Annotated in this window: 15 protein-coding genes; 8 read left to right on the top strand and 7 right to left on the bottom strand. The window is 72.5% G+C overall.

Annotated features, from left to right (window positions below):
* Nucleotides 1-212: 212 nt before the first annotated feature.
* Together LZ198_RS04140 and LZ198_RS04135 are read right to left on the bottom strand one after the other, a co-directional pair.
* Entirely contained in the window at nt 213-1,151 is a 939-nt protein-coding gene (locus LZ198_RS04140; protein WP_253970545.1) for an SDR family oxidoreductase, read from the bottom strand.
* Nucleotides 1,148-1,987, bottom strand: coding sequence for a 1-acyl-sn-glycerol-3-phosphate acyltransferase (locus LZ198_RS04135; RefSeq protein WP_253970544.1), 840 nt, complete (start codon nt 1,985-1,987; stop codon nt 1,148-1,150). Before LZ198_RS04135 ends, LZ198_RS04140 begins: the two co-directional genes overlap by 4 nt.
* Nucleotides 1,988-2,176: 189 nt before the next feature.
* On the opposite strand from LZ198_RS04135, the gene LZ198_RS04130 reads away from it, so the two are divergent.
* Nucleotides 2,177-3,058, top strand: a complete 882-nt coding sequence (locus tag LZ198_RS04130; protein WP_253970543.1) for a pirin family protein — start codon at nt 2,177-2,179, stop codon at nt 3,056-3,058.
* 122 nt (nt 3,059-3,180) lie between these two features.
* Nucleotides 3,181-3,822, top strand: coding sequence for a hypothetical protein (locus LZ198_RS04125; protein WP_253970542.1), 642 nt, complete (start codon nt 3,181-3,183; stop codon nt 3,820-3,822).
* Between the two features lie 11 nt (nt 3,823-3,833).
* Here LZ198_RS04125 and LZ198_RS04120 read toward each other — a convergent pair whose 3' ends face one another.
* From LZ198_RS04120 to pdxR, 3 genes are all read right to left on the bottom strand, one after another.
* Nucleotides 3,834-4,259: a 2TM domain-containing protein gene (locus LZ198_RS04120; RefSeq protein WP_253970541.1), complete on the bottom strand. Its 426-nt coding sequence runs from the start codon at nt 4,257-4,259 to the stop codon at nt 3,834-3,836.
* A 46-nt stretch (nt 4,260-4,305) separates the two neighbouring features.
* Entirely contained in the window at nt 4,306-4,782 is a 477-nt protein-coding gene (locus tag LZ198_RS04115) for a carboxymuconolactone decarboxylase family protein (protein WP_253970540.1), read from the bottom strand.
* 130 nt (nt 4,783-4,912) lie between these two features.
* A complete protein-coding gene (pdxR, locus tag LZ198_RS04110) occupies nt 4,913-6,385 on the bottom strand; it encodes a MocR-like pyridoxine biosynthesis transcription factor PdxR (protein WP_253970539.1) in 1,473 nt (490 codons plus the stop codon).
* 259 nt (nt 6,386-6,644) lie between these two features.
* On the opposite strand from pdxR, the gene LZ198_RS04105 reads away from it, so the two are divergent.
* The 6 genes from LZ198_RS04105 to LZ198_RS43155 all read left to right on the top strand — a co-directional run bounded on the left by LZ198_RS04105 (nt 6,645) and on the right by LZ198_RS43155 (nt 12,736).
* On the top strand, nt 6,645-6,968 hold the full coding sequence (locus LZ198_RS04105) for a helix-turn-helix domain-containing protein (RefSeq protein WP_253970538.1): 324 nt from the start codon (nt 6,645-6,647) through the stop codon (nt 6,966-6,968).
* Between the two features lie 367 nt (nt 6,969-7,335).
* Nucleotides 7,336-7,542: a cold-shock protein gene (locus LZ198_RS04100; RefSeq protein WP_234066800.1), complete on the top strand. Its 207-nt coding sequence runs from the start codon at nt 7,336-7,338 to the stop codon at nt 7,540-7,542.
* 74 nt (nt 7,543-7,616) lie between these two features.
* Entirely contained in the window at nt 7,617-7,799 is a 183-nt protein-coding gene (locus tag LZ198_RS04095; protein WP_234066801.1) for a hypothetical protein, read from the top strand.
* A gap of 212 nt (nt 7,800-8,011) precedes the next feature.
* Entirely contained in the window at nt 8,012-8,218 is a 207-nt protein-coding gene (locus LZ198_RS04090; RefSeq protein ID WP_253970537.1) for a cold-shock protein, read from the top strand.
* Nucleotides 8,219-8,257: 39 nt separating this feature from the next.
* The gene (locus tag LZ198_RS04085) at nt 8,258-9,133 is read left to right on the top strand and encodes an ABC transporter ATP-binding protein (protein WP_253970536.1); all 876 of its coding nucleotides are present in this window, start codon (nt 8,258-8,260) and stop codon (nt 9,131-9,133) included.
* A gap of 9 nt (nt 9,134-9,142) precedes the next feature.
* The gene (locus LZ198_RS43155; RefSeq protein WP_267145456.1) at nt 9,143-12,736 is read left to right on the top strand and encodes a M1 family aminopeptidase; all 3,594 of its coding nucleotides are present in this window, start codon (nt 9,143-9,145) and stop codon (nt 12,734-12,736) included.
* 20 nt (nt 12,737-12,756) lie between these two features.
* On the opposite strand, the gene LZ198_RS04070 is transcribed toward LZ198_RS43155, so the two are convergent.
* Together LZ198_RS04070 and LZ198_RS04065 are read right to left on the bottom strand one after the other, a co-directional pair.
* A complete protein-coding gene (locus LZ198_RS04070; RefSeq protein WP_253970535.1) occupies nt 12,757-14,433 on the bottom strand; it encodes a long-chain fatty acid--CoA ligase in 1,677 nt (558 codons plus the stop codon).
* Between the two features lie 184 nt (nt 14,434-14,617).
* The gene (locus LZ198_RS04065; RefSeq protein WP_253970534.1) at nt 14,618-15,262 is read right to left on the bottom strand and encodes a helix-turn-helix transcriptional regulator; all 645 of its coding nucleotides are present in this window, start codon (nt 15,260-15,262) and stop codon (nt 14,618-14,620) included.
* Nucleotides 15,263-15,283 lie beyond the last annotated feature (21 nt).

Here is a 15,283-nt window from a genome sequence, read left to right as displayed (position 1 = left end):
CGGCGCTCCCCCAGGGGTCACCCGCTGGGGACCCATCGTGCTGGGGTGGAAGCCTGCGCCTTCACGTCATGGACTGGCAAGCCTCCCGGGGGCCACCATTCAATGGCATACACGGGCGCACCCGCTGGGTCCGCCTGGACCGCCGCTGGGGCACGGGAGACGCCAGTCATTGGGACGTGGCTGGCGTCGCGAGGACGAGGCCTCGGGGGCGGCTACAGCCCCTGCGTGGGGACGGGCGCGGCCTCGCGGTAGATGCGCAGGGTGTCCGCGACGCTGTACCGGTACTCGAAGCCGGTGGCCTCCAAGAAGCGGCGGTTGTCCACGACGATGGGATAGCGCAGGTGGTCCAGCGCGCCGGTGGACAGCCGCGGGAAGCCCGCGCGGCCCAGGAGCAGGGACAGCACCTGGGACGGCAGCGGCACGCCCGTGCGCCCCGTCTCGCGGACGATGACGGACAGCGGGATGGGCGGCGGCCCGGCGATGTTGAAGATGCCCCGGACCTTCTTCTCCAGCGCCAGCGACAGCGCCGTCACCACGTCGTCCTCCTGGAGCACGTGGAACAGCGGGTCGTAGCCCAGCACCAGCGGCACGCGCCGGCCCTTGAGGAAGGACGCCAGCGTGCCCGTGCCCGGCGCGCCCAGCGTGTACGGCAGCCGCAGCACCGCCGTCGTCACCTCCGGCAGTCGCCACAGCGCGGTGGCCGCGTAGAGGTCGGCGGCGACCAGGTCCGCCAGCTCGGGGATGGACTCCAGCGCGCGCGGGGGCTCGTCCTCGGAGTGGTACAGCGGCGAGTCCGGCGCGGCGCCGTAGAAGGTGTGCCGCCCCACGAACAGCACCTGCTTCACGCCGTGCGTGGCGCAGTGGTCGAACACCGCCTTGGTGCCGTCCAGGTTGATGCGGCCGCGCTCGGCGCCCGGCACGGTGAAGGCCGTCACCGTGGCCATGTGGATGACCGCGTCCGGGCGCCAGCGCCGGAAGACGTCCTCCGCGGCGCGCTTGCGCACGTCGCCCCGGAAGACCTCGATGCCGGACTCCTTCGCGTTCTCCCACGGGCGGATGTCCACGCCCGCGACGTCGTGGCCCTCGTTCTTCAGCCGCAGCGCCAGCTTGCGCGCGATGCCGCCGGCGATTCCCGGGATGAGCACCCTCATGGCAGCAGCCTCCTGGGCGACATCCGCTGATGGCGTTGGGCCCGGCCCACCTCGATGAGCCCCGCGATGCGCTCCTTCACCTTCGCCACATGGCCCTCGATGACATGGTCCTCCTCGTCCCCGGTCCCCCGGAAGACGAGCGGCTCTCCGTAGTGGATTTCGAGCTGCACCGGCAGCGGCAGCGGCAGCAGGTACGGCGTCAGCGGGATGTACGGCACGCCCAGCAGCTTGCCCAGCGTGTAGGCGTTGAACACGGTGGGGATGGCGGAGCCGCCCCCCAGGAACGCGAAGGGGATGATGGGCGAGCGCGTCTGCAGCGCCAGCCGCACGAACCCCGTGCCGAAGTCCACCAGCGAGTAGCGCTCGTTGTAGAGCTTCGCCGTCCCGCGCGCGCCCTCCGGGAAGATCATCAGCAGCCGGTCGTCCTCCAGGAGCCGCCGCGCGTGCTCGGGCAGGCCGGTGAACTGGCCGGTGCGGCTGGCCCACAGCGAGGAGACGGGGAACTGGTGGAGGAAGCGCTCCACCATGCCCTGCGCGAGCCGGGGTGGGTCCATCTCCAGCATCGTGGAGGTGAGCACCATCGCGCCGTCCACGGCCACGCCGCCGGAGTGGTTGCCCACCAGCATCCCCCGGCCCCGGGCGGGGATGTGGTGCGCGCCGTGACAGCGCACCCGGAAGTAGTGGCGGTAGATGAGCGCGAAGACGCGCAGCGCCTCCTTCACGTGCCGCTTGGAGATGCCGTACGGGTCCACGCCGTACTCGTTGAAGGGCAGCTCCAACCGGTCTACCCGCGCGTCGGTTCCGTCGAACAGGGCCACGGGCCCGGACCGTAGCATCCCCCGCCTGCCCTCGCCGCATTCCCCGCGCGCCCCGTCGCGCCATCCCTCCCCCCGACGGGTGATGCGGTCCCCCGGCGCCTGGCATCCACTGGCGGCTCCCCGTGGCGTCCTACCCCTCGGGTGGTACGCCGGGGATAATGGCGTGGCCCGGGCCTGGTCCCCGGGCGCGGTGAGGAGCGACTTCAGATGAGGACGGACGTGTCAGCGGCGGCGAGCGTGGCGCCGGGGGAGCGGGAGGTGGTGCGCCAACTGCCCGCGAAGGCCACGGCCCTGGTGGGGGACTCGCACGTGCTCCGGGCGCTGCCCCGGGCGGAGCTGCGGCGGGTGGGCCCCTTCGTCTTCTGCGACCACTTCGGACCGGCCCCGGCCGTCCGCGAGACGATGTCCGTGCCCCCCCACCCCCACGTGGGCCTCCAGACGGTGACGTACCTGTTCTCCGGCGCCGTCCGGCACCGCGACTCGCTGGGCTCCGTCCAGGACATCCGCCCCGGCGACGTGAACTGGATGACCGCGGGCCGCGGCATCGTCCACGCGGAGGACGTGCACACGGGCCCGGACGCCCAGGCCCTGCACGGCATCCAGACCTGGGTGGCCCTGCCCCGCGCCGCGCGCCAGGTGGCCCCCGCCTTCGAGCACATCCCCGCGTCGCGCCTGCCCCTGTGCCAGTTCGAGGGCGCCCGGGTGCGCGTCATCGCCGGCGCCCTGGCGGAGCACGTGTCGCCGGTGCCCACCTACCACCCCCTGACGTACCTGGACGTGGAGCTGGAGGCCGGGGCCACCGTGGCGCTGCCCGTGGCCCCGGCCCATGCGCTCGCGGTGTACGTGGCGGACGGCGAGGTGGCGGTGGGGGGCAGCCCGGTGGCGCGCGGCGTGCTCGCCCACCTCGACGAGGGCGCCGGCGTGGTGTCCCTGCACTCCACCTCCGGGGGCCGGGCGGTGGTGCTGGGCGGCGAGCCGCTGCCGGAGCCGCTCGTCATCTGGTGGAACTTCGTGGTGGACAGCGTGGCCGAGGGCCGGGCGCGCCTGGCGGATTGGGAGGCGGGTCGCTTCCCCCCGCTCGCCCCCTGAGCGGAGCGCCGGACACGCGCCAGCCCCGGGAGACGAGCGCCGCGCGGGGCGATTCCGGGGCATGCTCCGGGGCGCGCCGCGCCGCCCCCGAGGGAGGCGGGTGGGCGCTCCGGAGGACGTGGATGTCGGGTCAGTCGCTGGCGATGAAGCTCTTGGAGGGCGCCCGGGAGTGGGCCCGGCGGTTGCCCACCGCGCTCGCGGGAGACGTGGCGGTGGACGTGGGCGGCCGGCGCCTGCGGCTGTCCCACTCGCGCGTGGAGACGGTGGTGCGCCAGCTGGTGCGCAACGTGAAGCACCTGGAGCTGCGCGAGTGGAGCGCGCGCGACGGCGTCTATGACGTGCGCCTGTCGGTGAAGGGCTGGAAGGTGCGCGTGGAGACGACGCTGGAGCGCGTGGAGCTGTCCTCCGGGCGCTACCGGCTGTGGCTGCGCACGCCGGGCGCGGTGGAGCTGGAGGAGTCTCGCGCGGCGTCGTCGCTGGTGATGGGCGTCCTGCGCGCGGGCGCGGGGCGGGCCGGGCTGCGCGCGCTGGCGGAGCGGCTGCTTCCTCCGGGCCTGACGTGGAACGGCCAGGTGCTCCAGGTCGAGGGGCGCCTGCCCTCGGAGGGGCTCGTGTCCGCGCGGAACTTCGAGCAGGCCTCGCTCATCATGGCCATCGAGCACGTCCCGGAGGGGCTGTGGCTGGGCGCGGAGGCGTGGCCCGGGTTGATGGACCTGCTCCAGGCGCTGTTCGCCTCGGACGCGCCCAGGCCGCCGGAGGGCTGAGCGCGGCGGGGTTACGGGTCCTCGGGCAGCGTCATGCGTTTGGCCACGCCCATCAGCGTGCCCATGGCATGGAAGGCCAGCCCGATGCCCCAACTGATGGCGGGGAACTGCACCCACCACTCCGTCCCCGTCGTCAGGTTGATGAGGGTCAGGCCTCCCATGACGATGGTGTAGCTCAGGCCATGGGTGGCCAGCCCGAACAGGGCGCGGTGCGTCTGCCGCCGGAACTTCGTCTTGCGGGCCCGGGCTGCCAGCGCGTCCTTCATCGCGGCCTCGCTCACGCCCATCTCCCTCGCCATGGCGAGCAGGTCGTCGCGCGTGAGCGAGCGGTCCGCGCCGCGCTCGGCCAGGGAGAGCGTGCTGGCCTCGCGGATGATGTCCGCCGCCTCCCGTTCGGAGAAGCGCGCGGGGGCGGACTTTTGACGGGTGTCTGCCATGGTGCGCGGGACGTTAGTGCGCCGCGCGAGGCGCGTCGACTCCGCCTCAGCCCGCCTTCTGCGCGGCCTTGGGCGGCTGGTAGGTGCCCGGCAGCACCCGCGCCGCGATGGCCATCCGGTTCCACGCGTTGATGGTGGCGACGGCCGCCGTCAGGTCCGCCAGCTCCTTGTCCGTGAAGTGGGGGCGCACCTGCTGGTACACGGCCTGGGACACGTGGCCCTCCGTCAGCCGCGTGACGGCCTCCGTCCACGCCAGGGTCGCCCGCTCCCGGTCCGTGTAGTAGGGGCTCTCCTCCCATGCGTCCAGGCCGTACAGCCGCTGCTCGGACTCGCCCAGCGCGCGCAGGTCCTTCCAGTGCATGTCGATGCAGTAGGCGCAGCCGTTGAGCTGCGACGCGCGCAGCTTGACGAGGTGCAGCAGCCGCTCCTCCAGGCCGCACTGGTGCAGGTACTTCTCCAGGCCGAGCAGGGCGGAGTAGATGCCGGGGGCGACCTTCGTGACGTCGAAGCGCTGCGATTCCATGGTCCTGTCCTTTCGCGGGAGGCCCGCGGGGTCTCTCGTCTGGCCCGTGAAGTAACCGGGCCCGCCCGCGGGCGCGAGGGCCACTTCCACGTCGGGGATTGGGGCCACTCGGGGCCACTTCCCACGGGCCTCAGCGCAGGGCCCGCGCGAGCAGCCGCACGCCCTCGCGAATCTGCGCCTCGGGCACCCCGGCGTAGCCCAGCAGCAGCGCGCCCTGGCCCGTGCTCCGGACCCGGAAGGACGACAGCGGCATCGTCATCACCCCCGCCCGCACGGCCTGCTCGGCGGCGGCGCGGTCGTCCACGCCGCCGGGCAGCCAGCCCACCAGGTGCATGCCGGTGTGCAGCGGCGAGAGCGCAAGCTGGCTGGTGAGCTCGCGCCTGGCGCAGTCCAGCAGCAGCTCCTGCCGCTGGCCGTACAGCACGCGCATGCGGCGCACGTGGCGGCTGAAGTGGCCCTCGGTGATGAAGTCCGCCAGCACCGCCTGCTCCGTCACCGGCGTGTGCCCGTCCGCGAAGCGGCGCGCGGCGGTGAAGGCCTCCACCAGCGGCTCGGGCACCACCAGGTAGCCCACCCGCAGCGCGGGGGACACCACCTTGCTGAAGGTGCCGATGTAGATGACGCGCGCGTCCGGCGCGAACCCCTGCAACGCCTGCTGTGGGCGGCCCACGTAGTGGAACTCGCTGTCGTAGTCGTCCTCGACGATCCACGCGTTGGCCCGGGTGGCCCAGTCCAGGAGCGCCCGCCGCCGCGCCTCGTCCATGGCCACGCCGAGCGGGAACTGGTGCGCGGGCGTGACGACGGCCAGCCGCGCGGCGGGCGCGAGCCGCATCCCGGCCTCCACGTCCAGCCCGTGCGCGTCCACCGGCACCGGCACGAGCGTGGCGCCCGCGGCGACGAGCGCCCCCCGGCCGGCGAAGTAGCCCGGGTCCTCCACCCACGCGGGCTCGCCGGGGTCGAGCAGCACCTGCGCCGCGAGGCTCATCGCCTGCTGCGCGCCATTGACGATGAGGACCTGCTCCGGGACGCACCGCACCCCACGGGAGGTGGCCAGGTAGTCCGCCACCGCGCGCCGCAAGGGCGGATGGCCCGCGGGCTCGGCGCGGCCGAGCAGGTCGCCCCACGAGCGCCGCCAGCGCGTGTGCAGCAGCCGGCCCCACAGGTCGCTCGGGAAGGCGTCCACCGCGGGCGTCCCCATGCGGAAGGCCATCTGGCTCGGGGCGATGCCCGGCGCGACGATGCGCAGGTCCGGCAACTGGGTGAGGGCGCGCGCGCGCCGGGACAGGTCCGGCGTGGACGGCGCCGTGCTCGCGCGCGAAGGCCGCGCGCGCCGCGTCGTGTGCAGCCGCTCCGGCAGCTCCCGCGCCACGTACGTGCCGGAGCCGAGCTGTCCGACCAGGTAGCCCTCGGACAGCAGCCGCGAGTACGCGTTGAGCACGGTGTTGCGTGACAGGTCCAACTGCTCGGCGAGCGCGCGCGTCGACAACAGCCGCGTGCCCGCCGCGAGCCGCCCCGCGGTGATGGCCGACCGCAGCGCCTCCGCCAACTGCGCCTGGAGCGACGCGCCCGCGCGCGGGTCCAGCACCAGGGACGTGGCCGCCATGACGGAGGGGCGCTTGCGTCCGCGCCGTCGACGCGGGGAGGAGGCCGGGGGTGGGCTCACCGGTGGCTTCTTTCCATGGGCCCCCCATCGCTGGGAATGGCCTCGGATGGAGATTTTCCCCGGTGATGTCCGGAATCACGAGCCATCACTGTTGGAAACACGGGCAAGCGACGTAGGACCGGGCCGTCACAGGGCCGACGCGGCGCGCGAGCGCATCCGGCGCGGGTGGGCCCATCCACGTCCCGGAAGGGGGAACGTCATGCTGATGCTGGGGTGGCCGTGGTTCGACCTCATCGTCGCGCCGCCGTGCGCGCGCGTCGCGGAGGGCACGCGCGCGCGGCTGCTGCGCGTGGCGCGGCGGCTCGTCCAGGAGGAGGGGCTGGAGGCGCTGACGCTGGAGGCCGTCGCCCGCCGCGCCCGGGTGGGCCGGGGGGCGCCGCGCTACCACTTCGGCGGCAAGCGAGGCCTCCTGGAGGCCCTGTCGCTCGAGCGGCGGGCCCGCCCCGTCACCGCCGGGCCCGCCCCGGGGTCGCGCGCCGCGCCAGGCCGCGTCCGCCGCCCCGAGGGGCGGGTCCGGGGTTGAGTGGTGGACACCCGGGGCCCGTCCGGGGGGCCCCGGGGGACGCACACGCGTCGTCACCCCGGGTCGTACTCGGGATTCGAGTCCCAGGGGGGCCCCGCCCGTCCGTCCGGAGGGCATCCGAGCAGGCGCTCCGGGAGGATCCTGGATAGCGGGACAGGTCGCCAGAGGGGCGGCGGCATGACCAGACTGCCGTTAGATTGAGGCGAGAATTGTTCGCCGGGCCTGGGAGTTCTCTTCGCCGGAGGCGGGTCGGGCGGATTTTTGAGGCCCTCGTGATCGACAGGGGCCCCTTGTCAGGTTAGAGGCTGTCCTGGTCCCGCGTTTGGGACCTGAGGCGGCCTCATGCCGCGGAAGAAAGAAGACGCATATGGCGACTGGTACCGTGAAGTGGTTCAACGACGCGAAGGGCTTTGGCTTCATCGCGCAGGACAATGGCGGCCCTGACGTGTTCTGCCACCACACCGCCATCCAGGCGGACGGGTTCCGGACCCTGGCCGAGGGCCAGAAGGTGGAGTTCGACGTGCAGAAGGGCCCCAAGGGCCTGCAGGCGTCGAACGTCCGTCCGGTCGGCTGAGCGGGTCGCTCCAGCAGCCCGTGGCCCGGTCTCTGTCCAGGGGCCGGGCCGTTTGCTTTCAGGAGGGAGGCGACATGCAAGGAAGGTCGACGAAGCGCCAGAAGGAGCAGGCGCGAAAGCAGCATCAGCAGGAGAAGGACGCCAAGCGCGAGGAGCGCAAGCGGGCCAAGGCGGAAAAGCCCCAGCGCCAGCCGGGAGATGTGGACCCGGACATCGCCGACATCATCCCTGGCCCCCAGCCTCAGATTGAGTACTGAGCGGGGCTTCCCTGAGGGTTGTCTGGGCCCACCACGTCGACGTCGTGGTGGGCCTCGTCGTATCCGGGCCTTCCCGGGGCAATCGCTCACCCGTGGATAGTCCGGGGCGCAGGCCGTCGACAGGGGTTCCCCGACCACGCTAGGCACTGGGCCCACGCCCGCGCATGCGGGCCTGAGGCGACCACGATGGCTCGCGACGGAGGAAGCCGCGTATGGCGACGGGTACCGTGAAGTGGTTCAACGATTCGAAGGGCTTCGGGTTCCTGGCCCAGGATGACGGCGGTCCAGACGTGTTCTGCCACCACACCGCCATCGTGGCGGAGGGGCACCGCACCCTGCGGGATGGCCAGAAGGTGGAGTTCGACGTGCAGAAGGGCCCCAAGGGCCTGCAGGCCTCGAACGTCCGCGCCATCGACTGAGGCGCGCAATCGGCGGCGAGGCAGGGGCGTAGCCTCCCCGTGCTCCACATCGCTGGCGTCTCGAAGACCTACCCCAACGGGGTGAAGGCCCTCCAGGGCATCGACCTGAACATCGACCGGGGGCTGTTCGGCCTGCTCGGGCCGAACGGCGCCGGCAAGTCCACGCTCATGCGCATCCTCGCCACGCTGCAGGCGCCGGACGCGGGGCAGGTGACGTTCGATGGCGTCGACGTGCTGGCCTCCCCGCAGGTCCACCGCCGACACCTGGGCTACCTGCCCCAGGACTTCGGCGTGTACCCGGGCGTGTCCGCCGTGGACCTGCTGGACCACCTGGCGCTGCTCAAGGGGCTGACGGACGCGCGCGCGCGCCGCGAGCAGGTGGACGCGCTGCTGCACCAGACCCACCTCCATCCCCACCGGAAGCAGGCGGTGAGCGGCTTCTCCGGGGGGATGCGGCAGCGCTTCGGCATCGCCCAGGCGCTGTTGGGCGCGCCGCGGCTGCTCGTCGTGGACGAGCCCACCGCAGGGCTGGACCCGGAGGAGCGCCAGCGCTTCCACAACCTGTTGAGCGAGGTGGGCGAGCAGGTCGTCGTCCTGCTGTCGACGCACATCGTGGAGGACGTGCGCCAGTTGTGCTCGCGCATGGCCGTGCTGTCCCAGGGGCGCGTGCTGTGCGAGGGCGAACCCCAGCGGCTCGTGGACGGGCTGGAGGGGCGGGTGTGGCGCAAGACGGTGGAGAAGGCGGCGGTGCCGGGCTACCGCGCCTCGCTGCCGGTGCTCTCCGAGCGGCTGCACGCGGGCCGCACGCGCCTCCACGTCCTCGCGGACGCGCGGCCGGAGGACGGGTTCGAGCCGGTGGCGCCGGACCTGGAGGACGTCTACTTCAGCGCCCTGTCCGGGCGGCGCGCGGCCTGAGGGACGTCCATGCTCCGGGGCATCATCGGCTTCGAGTGGCGTCACCAGACGCGCCAGGCCACCTTCCTGCTCTCCGCTGGCATCTTCCTCTGGCTGGGCGGCGTGTTCGTCGCCACCGGCTACGGGCCGGACAACCTGGCCGTCAACTCGCCCTACACCGTGGCGCAGTCGCTGGGGCTCTTGTCCCTGGTGTCCCTCTTCGTGCTCAGCCTGTTCTGCGCCAACACGGTGCAGCGCGACGCCGAGCACCGCATGACGGAGCTGGTCTTCACCACCTCCGTCTCCAAGCGCGATTATCTCCTCGGGCGCTTCGCGGGGGCGCTCCTCGCGGCGCTGGCCGTGCTCGCGGTGGGGACGGTGGGGTTGATGGTGGCGCCCTGGCTGGTCCCGGTGGACGCGGCGCGGCTCGACGGGCTGCACGTCTCGCGCTACCTGTGGGCCTTCGCGGTGCTGGTGGTGCCCAACGTGGTGCTCGCCGCGTCGCTGCTGTTCGCCGTGTCCGCGCTCGTGCGCGGCACCCTGGCCTGCTACGTGGGCGGCGTCTTCGTCTACGGGCTGTACTTCGTGGGCTCGCTGTGGGGGAACTCGCCGCTGATGGCGGGCTCCACGCCCCCTCGCCCCGAGGCCCTGGCCCGGGCCGCGCTGCTCGACCCGTTCGGCCTGTCCGCCTTCTTCGAGCAGACGCGCTACTGGACGGACGACGAGCGGGCCACCCGGCTGCTCGTGCTCGGTGGCCACCTGCTGTGGAACCGGCTGCTGTGGCTCGGCGTCGCCGTGGCGGTGCTGGGGTTCGTGTCCTGGCGCTTCTCCTTCCGCGCGCCGCCCCGGGCGAGCCGCCGGGCGGAGGGGGAGGCGAGGGACGCGGCGGGAGGGCCCGTCGTGGCGGCGGTCCGCGTGGAGCCCGGGGCGCCGGGGCTCGCCGCGTTCGTCTCCGCGCTGCGCCTGGAGCTGGGGTTCCTCGCGCGCAGCCGGCCGTTGCTGGCGCTGCTGGCGTTGTGGCTGTTCGTCGTGGGCATGGAGCTGGTGGCCACGGCCCACGGCGGTGAGTACGGCACGCGCCAGGTGCTCTCGCTGGGGCTGCTCCTGCGCTGCCTCCTGCAGCCGCTGATGCTCCTCGGCTCGCTGACGGTCATCTACTTCGGCGCGGAGTTGGTCTGGCGCGAGCGCGCCACGCGCTTCGACGCGCTGCTGGACGCGACGCCCGCGCCGGGGCGCGTCTTCTACCTCGCCAAGGCCGTGGCGCTGCTCGCCCTGGTGGTCGCGCTCGTCGCCCTGGCGGCGGGGGTGGGGTGGGGCTATCCCCTCGTCGAGGGAGGCGCGCGTCCGGAGCCCGCGCTCTTCGTGTCGCTGCTCTGGCTCGGCGGCCTGCCGCTGGGGCTCTTCGCGGTGGCGACGCTGCTCCTCCAGGCGCTGTGTCCCCACCGCTATGTCGGCATGGTGGCGAGCCTGTTCCTGTGGGGCATCGTCCAGCGGGGCGAGGCGATGGGCTTGGAGCACCCGTTGCTGCGCTACGCGGGCGCGCCCCCGGTGCCGCACACGGACCTCAACGGCTTCGGCCCCATGGCCGCGTCCTTCTCCGCCTTCATGGCGTACTGGGGCGCCTTCGCGGGGGTGCTGGCGTTCGTCACGATGGGGCTCTGGCGGCGGGGTCTGTCCCCCCGCCTGACGGAGCGCCTGCGCGCGCTGCCTCGCGAGTGGGGGCGTGGAGGACTGGTGGGCGCGGGGCTCTGCGCCGGGGTGTTCGTGGGCCTGGGTGGGGTCCTCTTCCACGACACCCACGGGGTGGACGTCTACGAGACGCGCGAGGAGCGGCTGGCGTGGCGCGCGGACTACGAGCGGACCTTCCGGGTCCACGCGGCGGAGGCCCAGCCGAGCATCGTCGGCGTGCAGACCTCGGTGGACCTGTTCCCGGGCGAGGCGCGCTACCGCGTGGCGGGCACCTACCGGCTCGAGAACCGGACCCCGGAGCCCCTCGCCACGGTGTGGGTCGTCGTACCCCGGGGGCAGGGGAGCGCCATGGTGTCGCTCCGGGGCGCGGAGCTGGTGGAGCACGACCGGCGCTTCGGCGTGTATCGCTTCCGGTTGGAGCGGCCCCTGGCTCCGGGCGGCGGGTCGGAGCTGGCGTTCGAGGTGCTGCGCGAGCAGCGGGGCGTGCGCGCCTCCGGCTTCGACCTGTCCGTGGTGGAGAACGGCTCGTTCCTCTCGTTCGACGAGGCGTTCCCCTCCATCGGCTACCGCCACACGTACGAGCTGGGGGACGCGGTGGAGCGCCGGGCCCGGGGACTGCCGCCGACGCCGCGCATGCCGGCCCTGGACGAGCGCGGCGCGGGGAGACAGCAGCCCCCTCCCGCCGCCATCACCTTCGAGGCGACGGTGTCCACGGCCGAGGACCAGGTGGCGCTGACGTCCGGGACGCTGCGGCGCCAGTGGAAGGAGGGCGGGCGCAGCCACTTCCACTACGTCATGGAGCGGCCCATGGCGCCCGTCTTCGCCTTCGCGTCCGCCCGGTACGCGGTGGAGAAGGTGCGGCACGGGGCCGTGGACGTGGAGGTGTACCACCACCCGGCTCACGCCTCGAACGTGCGGCGCATGCTGGAGGCGTCCACGCGCACGCTCGACGTGATGGGGACGCGCTACGGCCCATACCCCCACGCGGCGCTGCGCATCGCGGAGCTTCCGTCCTATTGGGGCTTCGGCGCGCTGGCGACCCCCAACCTCGTCTTCTTCGTGGAGGACCGGGGCTTCCTCACGGCGTCCTCGGACGAGGACGTGGACCTGGTGCTCCGCCGCACCGCGCACGAGGTGGCGCACCAGTGGTGGGGCCACCAGCTCGTCCCGGCGGAGGTGGAGGGCGCGACGATGCTGGTGGAGTCGCTCACCAAGTACGCCGAGCAGCGCGTGCTGGCGCAGGCGCGCGGCGAGCGGGCGCTGGACGCGGTGCTGGAGTTCGAGCTGGACCGCTACCTGTCCGACCGCACCGAGGCGCGGGAGGTCGAGCCCGCCCTCTACAAGGTGACGAGCCAGTCGTACCTCGCCTACCGCAAGGGCGCGCTGGTGATGAACGCGCTGCGCGACCTGGTGGGGGAGGACGCGCTGGACGCGGCGCTGCGGCGCCTGTTGCGCGCGCACGCGCCGGAGCGGGGCGCCACGTCGCTGGACCTGCTCGCGGCGCTCCACGAGGAGGTCCCCGCCCGGTACCACCCGCTCGTCGACCAGTGGCTGAAGGAGGTCGTGCTCTACGACCTGGCCGTGGAGTCGGCCACCGTCACCGCGCGCCCGGACGGGCGCTTCGACGTGGAGGCGCGCGTGCGGGCGGCGAAGCACGCCCGGCGGGACGGGCGGCAGGTCGCGCTGCCCATGGACGAGCAGCTCGACGTCGCCGTCTTCGACCGGTTCCCCTCGGGGGGAGCGGCGCCGCTCGCGGTGACGCGGGTCCGGTTCCAGGAGGCGCCGGTGCGGGTGTCCTTCGTCGTGGACACCCCGCCGACACACGTGGGCGTGGACCCCTTCTTCCTGCGCATCGAGCGCGAGCGCGGGGACAACGTGCTCGCGCTGACGCGGGCGGACGCCCCCGGCCCGGTCTCCCGAGTCCAGGGGCGCTGAGGCCCGCGTGGGGTGGGCCCTCAGGCCACCTTCTTCTCGCGCAGCTCGCGGCGGAGGATCTTCCCCACGTTCGTCTTGGGGAGCTCCGTGCGGAACTCGATGAACTTGGGCCGCTTGTAGCCGGTGAGCTGCTCGCGGCAGAAGTCCATGAGCTGGGCCTCGGTGAGGTTCGGGTCCTTCTTCACCACGAACAGCTTCACCACCTCGCCCGAGTGCTCGTCCGGCAGGCCCACCGCGGCCACCTCGAGGACGCCGGGGTGCATGGCCACCACGCCCTCGACCTCGTTGGGGTACACGTTGAAGCCGGACACGAGGATCATGTCCTTCTTGCGGTCCACGATGCGGGTGTGGCCGTGCTCGTCCATGATGCCGATGTCACCCGTCTTGAAGAAGCCGTCGGCGGACATCACCTTGGCCGTCTCGTCCGGGCGGTTCCAGTAGCCCGCCATCACCTGGGGCCCACGGATGCAGATTTCTCCCGCCTCGCCCAGCGGCAGGTCCTTGCCGTCGTCGTCGCGGATGGCGATCTCCGTGTTGGGGATGGGCAGGCCGATGGTGCCCGAGTACTCCGTGGCCAGCACCGGGTTGCTGGTGGCCACCGGCGACGTCTCCGACAGGCCGTAGCCCTCCACGAGCGGACAGCGCGTGGACGCGTACCACTTGTCCGCCACGGCCTTCTGCACCGCCATGCCGCCGCCGTTGGCGACGATGAGGTGGGAGAAGTCCAGCTTGCCGAAGTCCGGGTGGTTCACCAGCGCGTTGTAGAGCGTGTTGACCGCCGGGAGGATGTGGAACGGCTGCTCCGACAGCGTCTTGATGAAGCCGGGGATGTCGCGCGGGTTGGGGATGAGGATGTTCATCGCCCCCATGCGCATGCCCATCAGGCCACACACGGTGAGCGCGAAGATGTGGTACAGCGGCAGCGCGCAGACGATGTTCGCCTGCTCCGTGTTGCGGCCCTTGATGGCCGGCTGGAACCAGGCCTCCACCTGGAGCAGGTTGGCCACCACGTTGCGGTGCAGCAGCATGGCGCCCTTCGACACGCCCGTCGTGCCGCCCGTGTACTGCAGGAAGGCGATGTCGTCCGGGGCCACGTTGACGGGCTGCAGCGTCCGCGAACCGCCCTCCGCCAGCGCCTGCTTGAAGCCCACCGCGCGCGGCAGGTTGTAGGCCGGCACCATCTTCTTGACCTTGCGCACCACGAAGTTGACCAGGGTGCCCTTGAGGCCGCCCAGCAGGTCACCCATCGTCGCCACGAGCACGTGCCGCACGGGCGTCTTCGCCACCACCTGCTCCAGCGTGTTGGCGAAGTTCTCCAACACGACGATGGCCTCCGCCCCGCTGTCCTTGAGCTGGTACTCCAGCTCGCGCGGCGTGTAGAGCGGGTTGACGTTCACCACCACGTAGCCGGCGCGCAGCACCGCCGCGATGCAGACGGGGTACTGGAGCACGTTGGGCATCATCAGCGCGACCTTCGCGCCCTTCTGCAGTCCCTGGGCCTGCAGCCACGCGGCCAGCCGGCGCGACAGCGCGTCCGTCTCCCGGTAGGTGATGGATTTCCCCATGCACTTGAAGGCCGGCCGCTCCGCGTACTTGCTGAACGACTCCTCCATCAGGTGGACGAGCGACTGATACTGCTTCGTGTCGACCTCCGCGGGGACACCCGCGGGGTAATTCTTCAGCCAGGGCTTCTCCATCTGCTCGCCTCCAAGTCGCGTGCGGGTGGGTGGGGGAGCGCGGATGGTAGCCTGATTGTGGCGTCAATCAGGGCACAGTCCCTGCGATGTCCGCTGTCTGTCTTTGCCGCACCGCATCATCCGCCGCGCTGGCCCGCTGTCTGTCGTTGCCGCACCGCGGCATCCGCACGGAGCGAGCAGGTGGTCAGTCTCCGAAGGCGCGGCCCGCCTCGGCGTGGACGATGCGGTCCAGCCGGAAGTGGCGCCGCTCCCGGGTGGCGACGTCCGTCGCGTCCAGGCGCGTCTCGTGCCGGTCCATGACCACGGAGTGGATGCGCACCTCGCGGGTGGACTCGAGGAAGTTGCTGTCGACGTAGGTGATTCGCAGCGTCTGCTGTTCGAACCAGGCGCGCTCGATGGCCGCTCGCACCGACGCCTTGCTGGGCAGCGACGGGACGCCCAGGAACGTCAGCTCCTTGAGCCGGTCGAGCAGCTCGCGCTGGGCGGAGGTGGACAGCGCCGCGCGCACCTTGTCGAGCGCGGACTCGAGCGTCCCGGCGAAGGGCAACAGGCGCATGTCGATGGCGAAGCGCCCCAGCGCGACGAGCAGCGCGGCCTCCCGGGCGGTGAAGTTCACCGGGGGCAGGCTGTAGCTGCGGTCCAGCGCGTAGCCGCCGCCCCGGCCCCGCTCGGCCGCCAGGGGCATGGCCGCGGCGCGCAGCGCGTCCAGGTCCCGGTAGATGGTCCGCACCGTGACGTTGAAGCGCTCGGCGAGCGTCTCCGCGGTGACGCCGGTGCGGCGGCCCCTCAGGTACTCGGCGAGTGCGAAGAGCCGCTCGGTGCGTTGCATGATGGAGGAAACCTGACATAC

The sequence above is a fragment of the Myxococcus dinghuensis genome (assembly GCF_024198235.1).
Lineage (GTDB): Bacteria > Myxococcota > Myxococcia > Myxococcales > Myxococcaceae > Myxococcus > Myxococcus dinghuensis.
The sequence above is the reverse complement of the archived record's forward strand: the minus strand, read 5'-3'. Positions and strand labels throughout refer to the sequence as shown.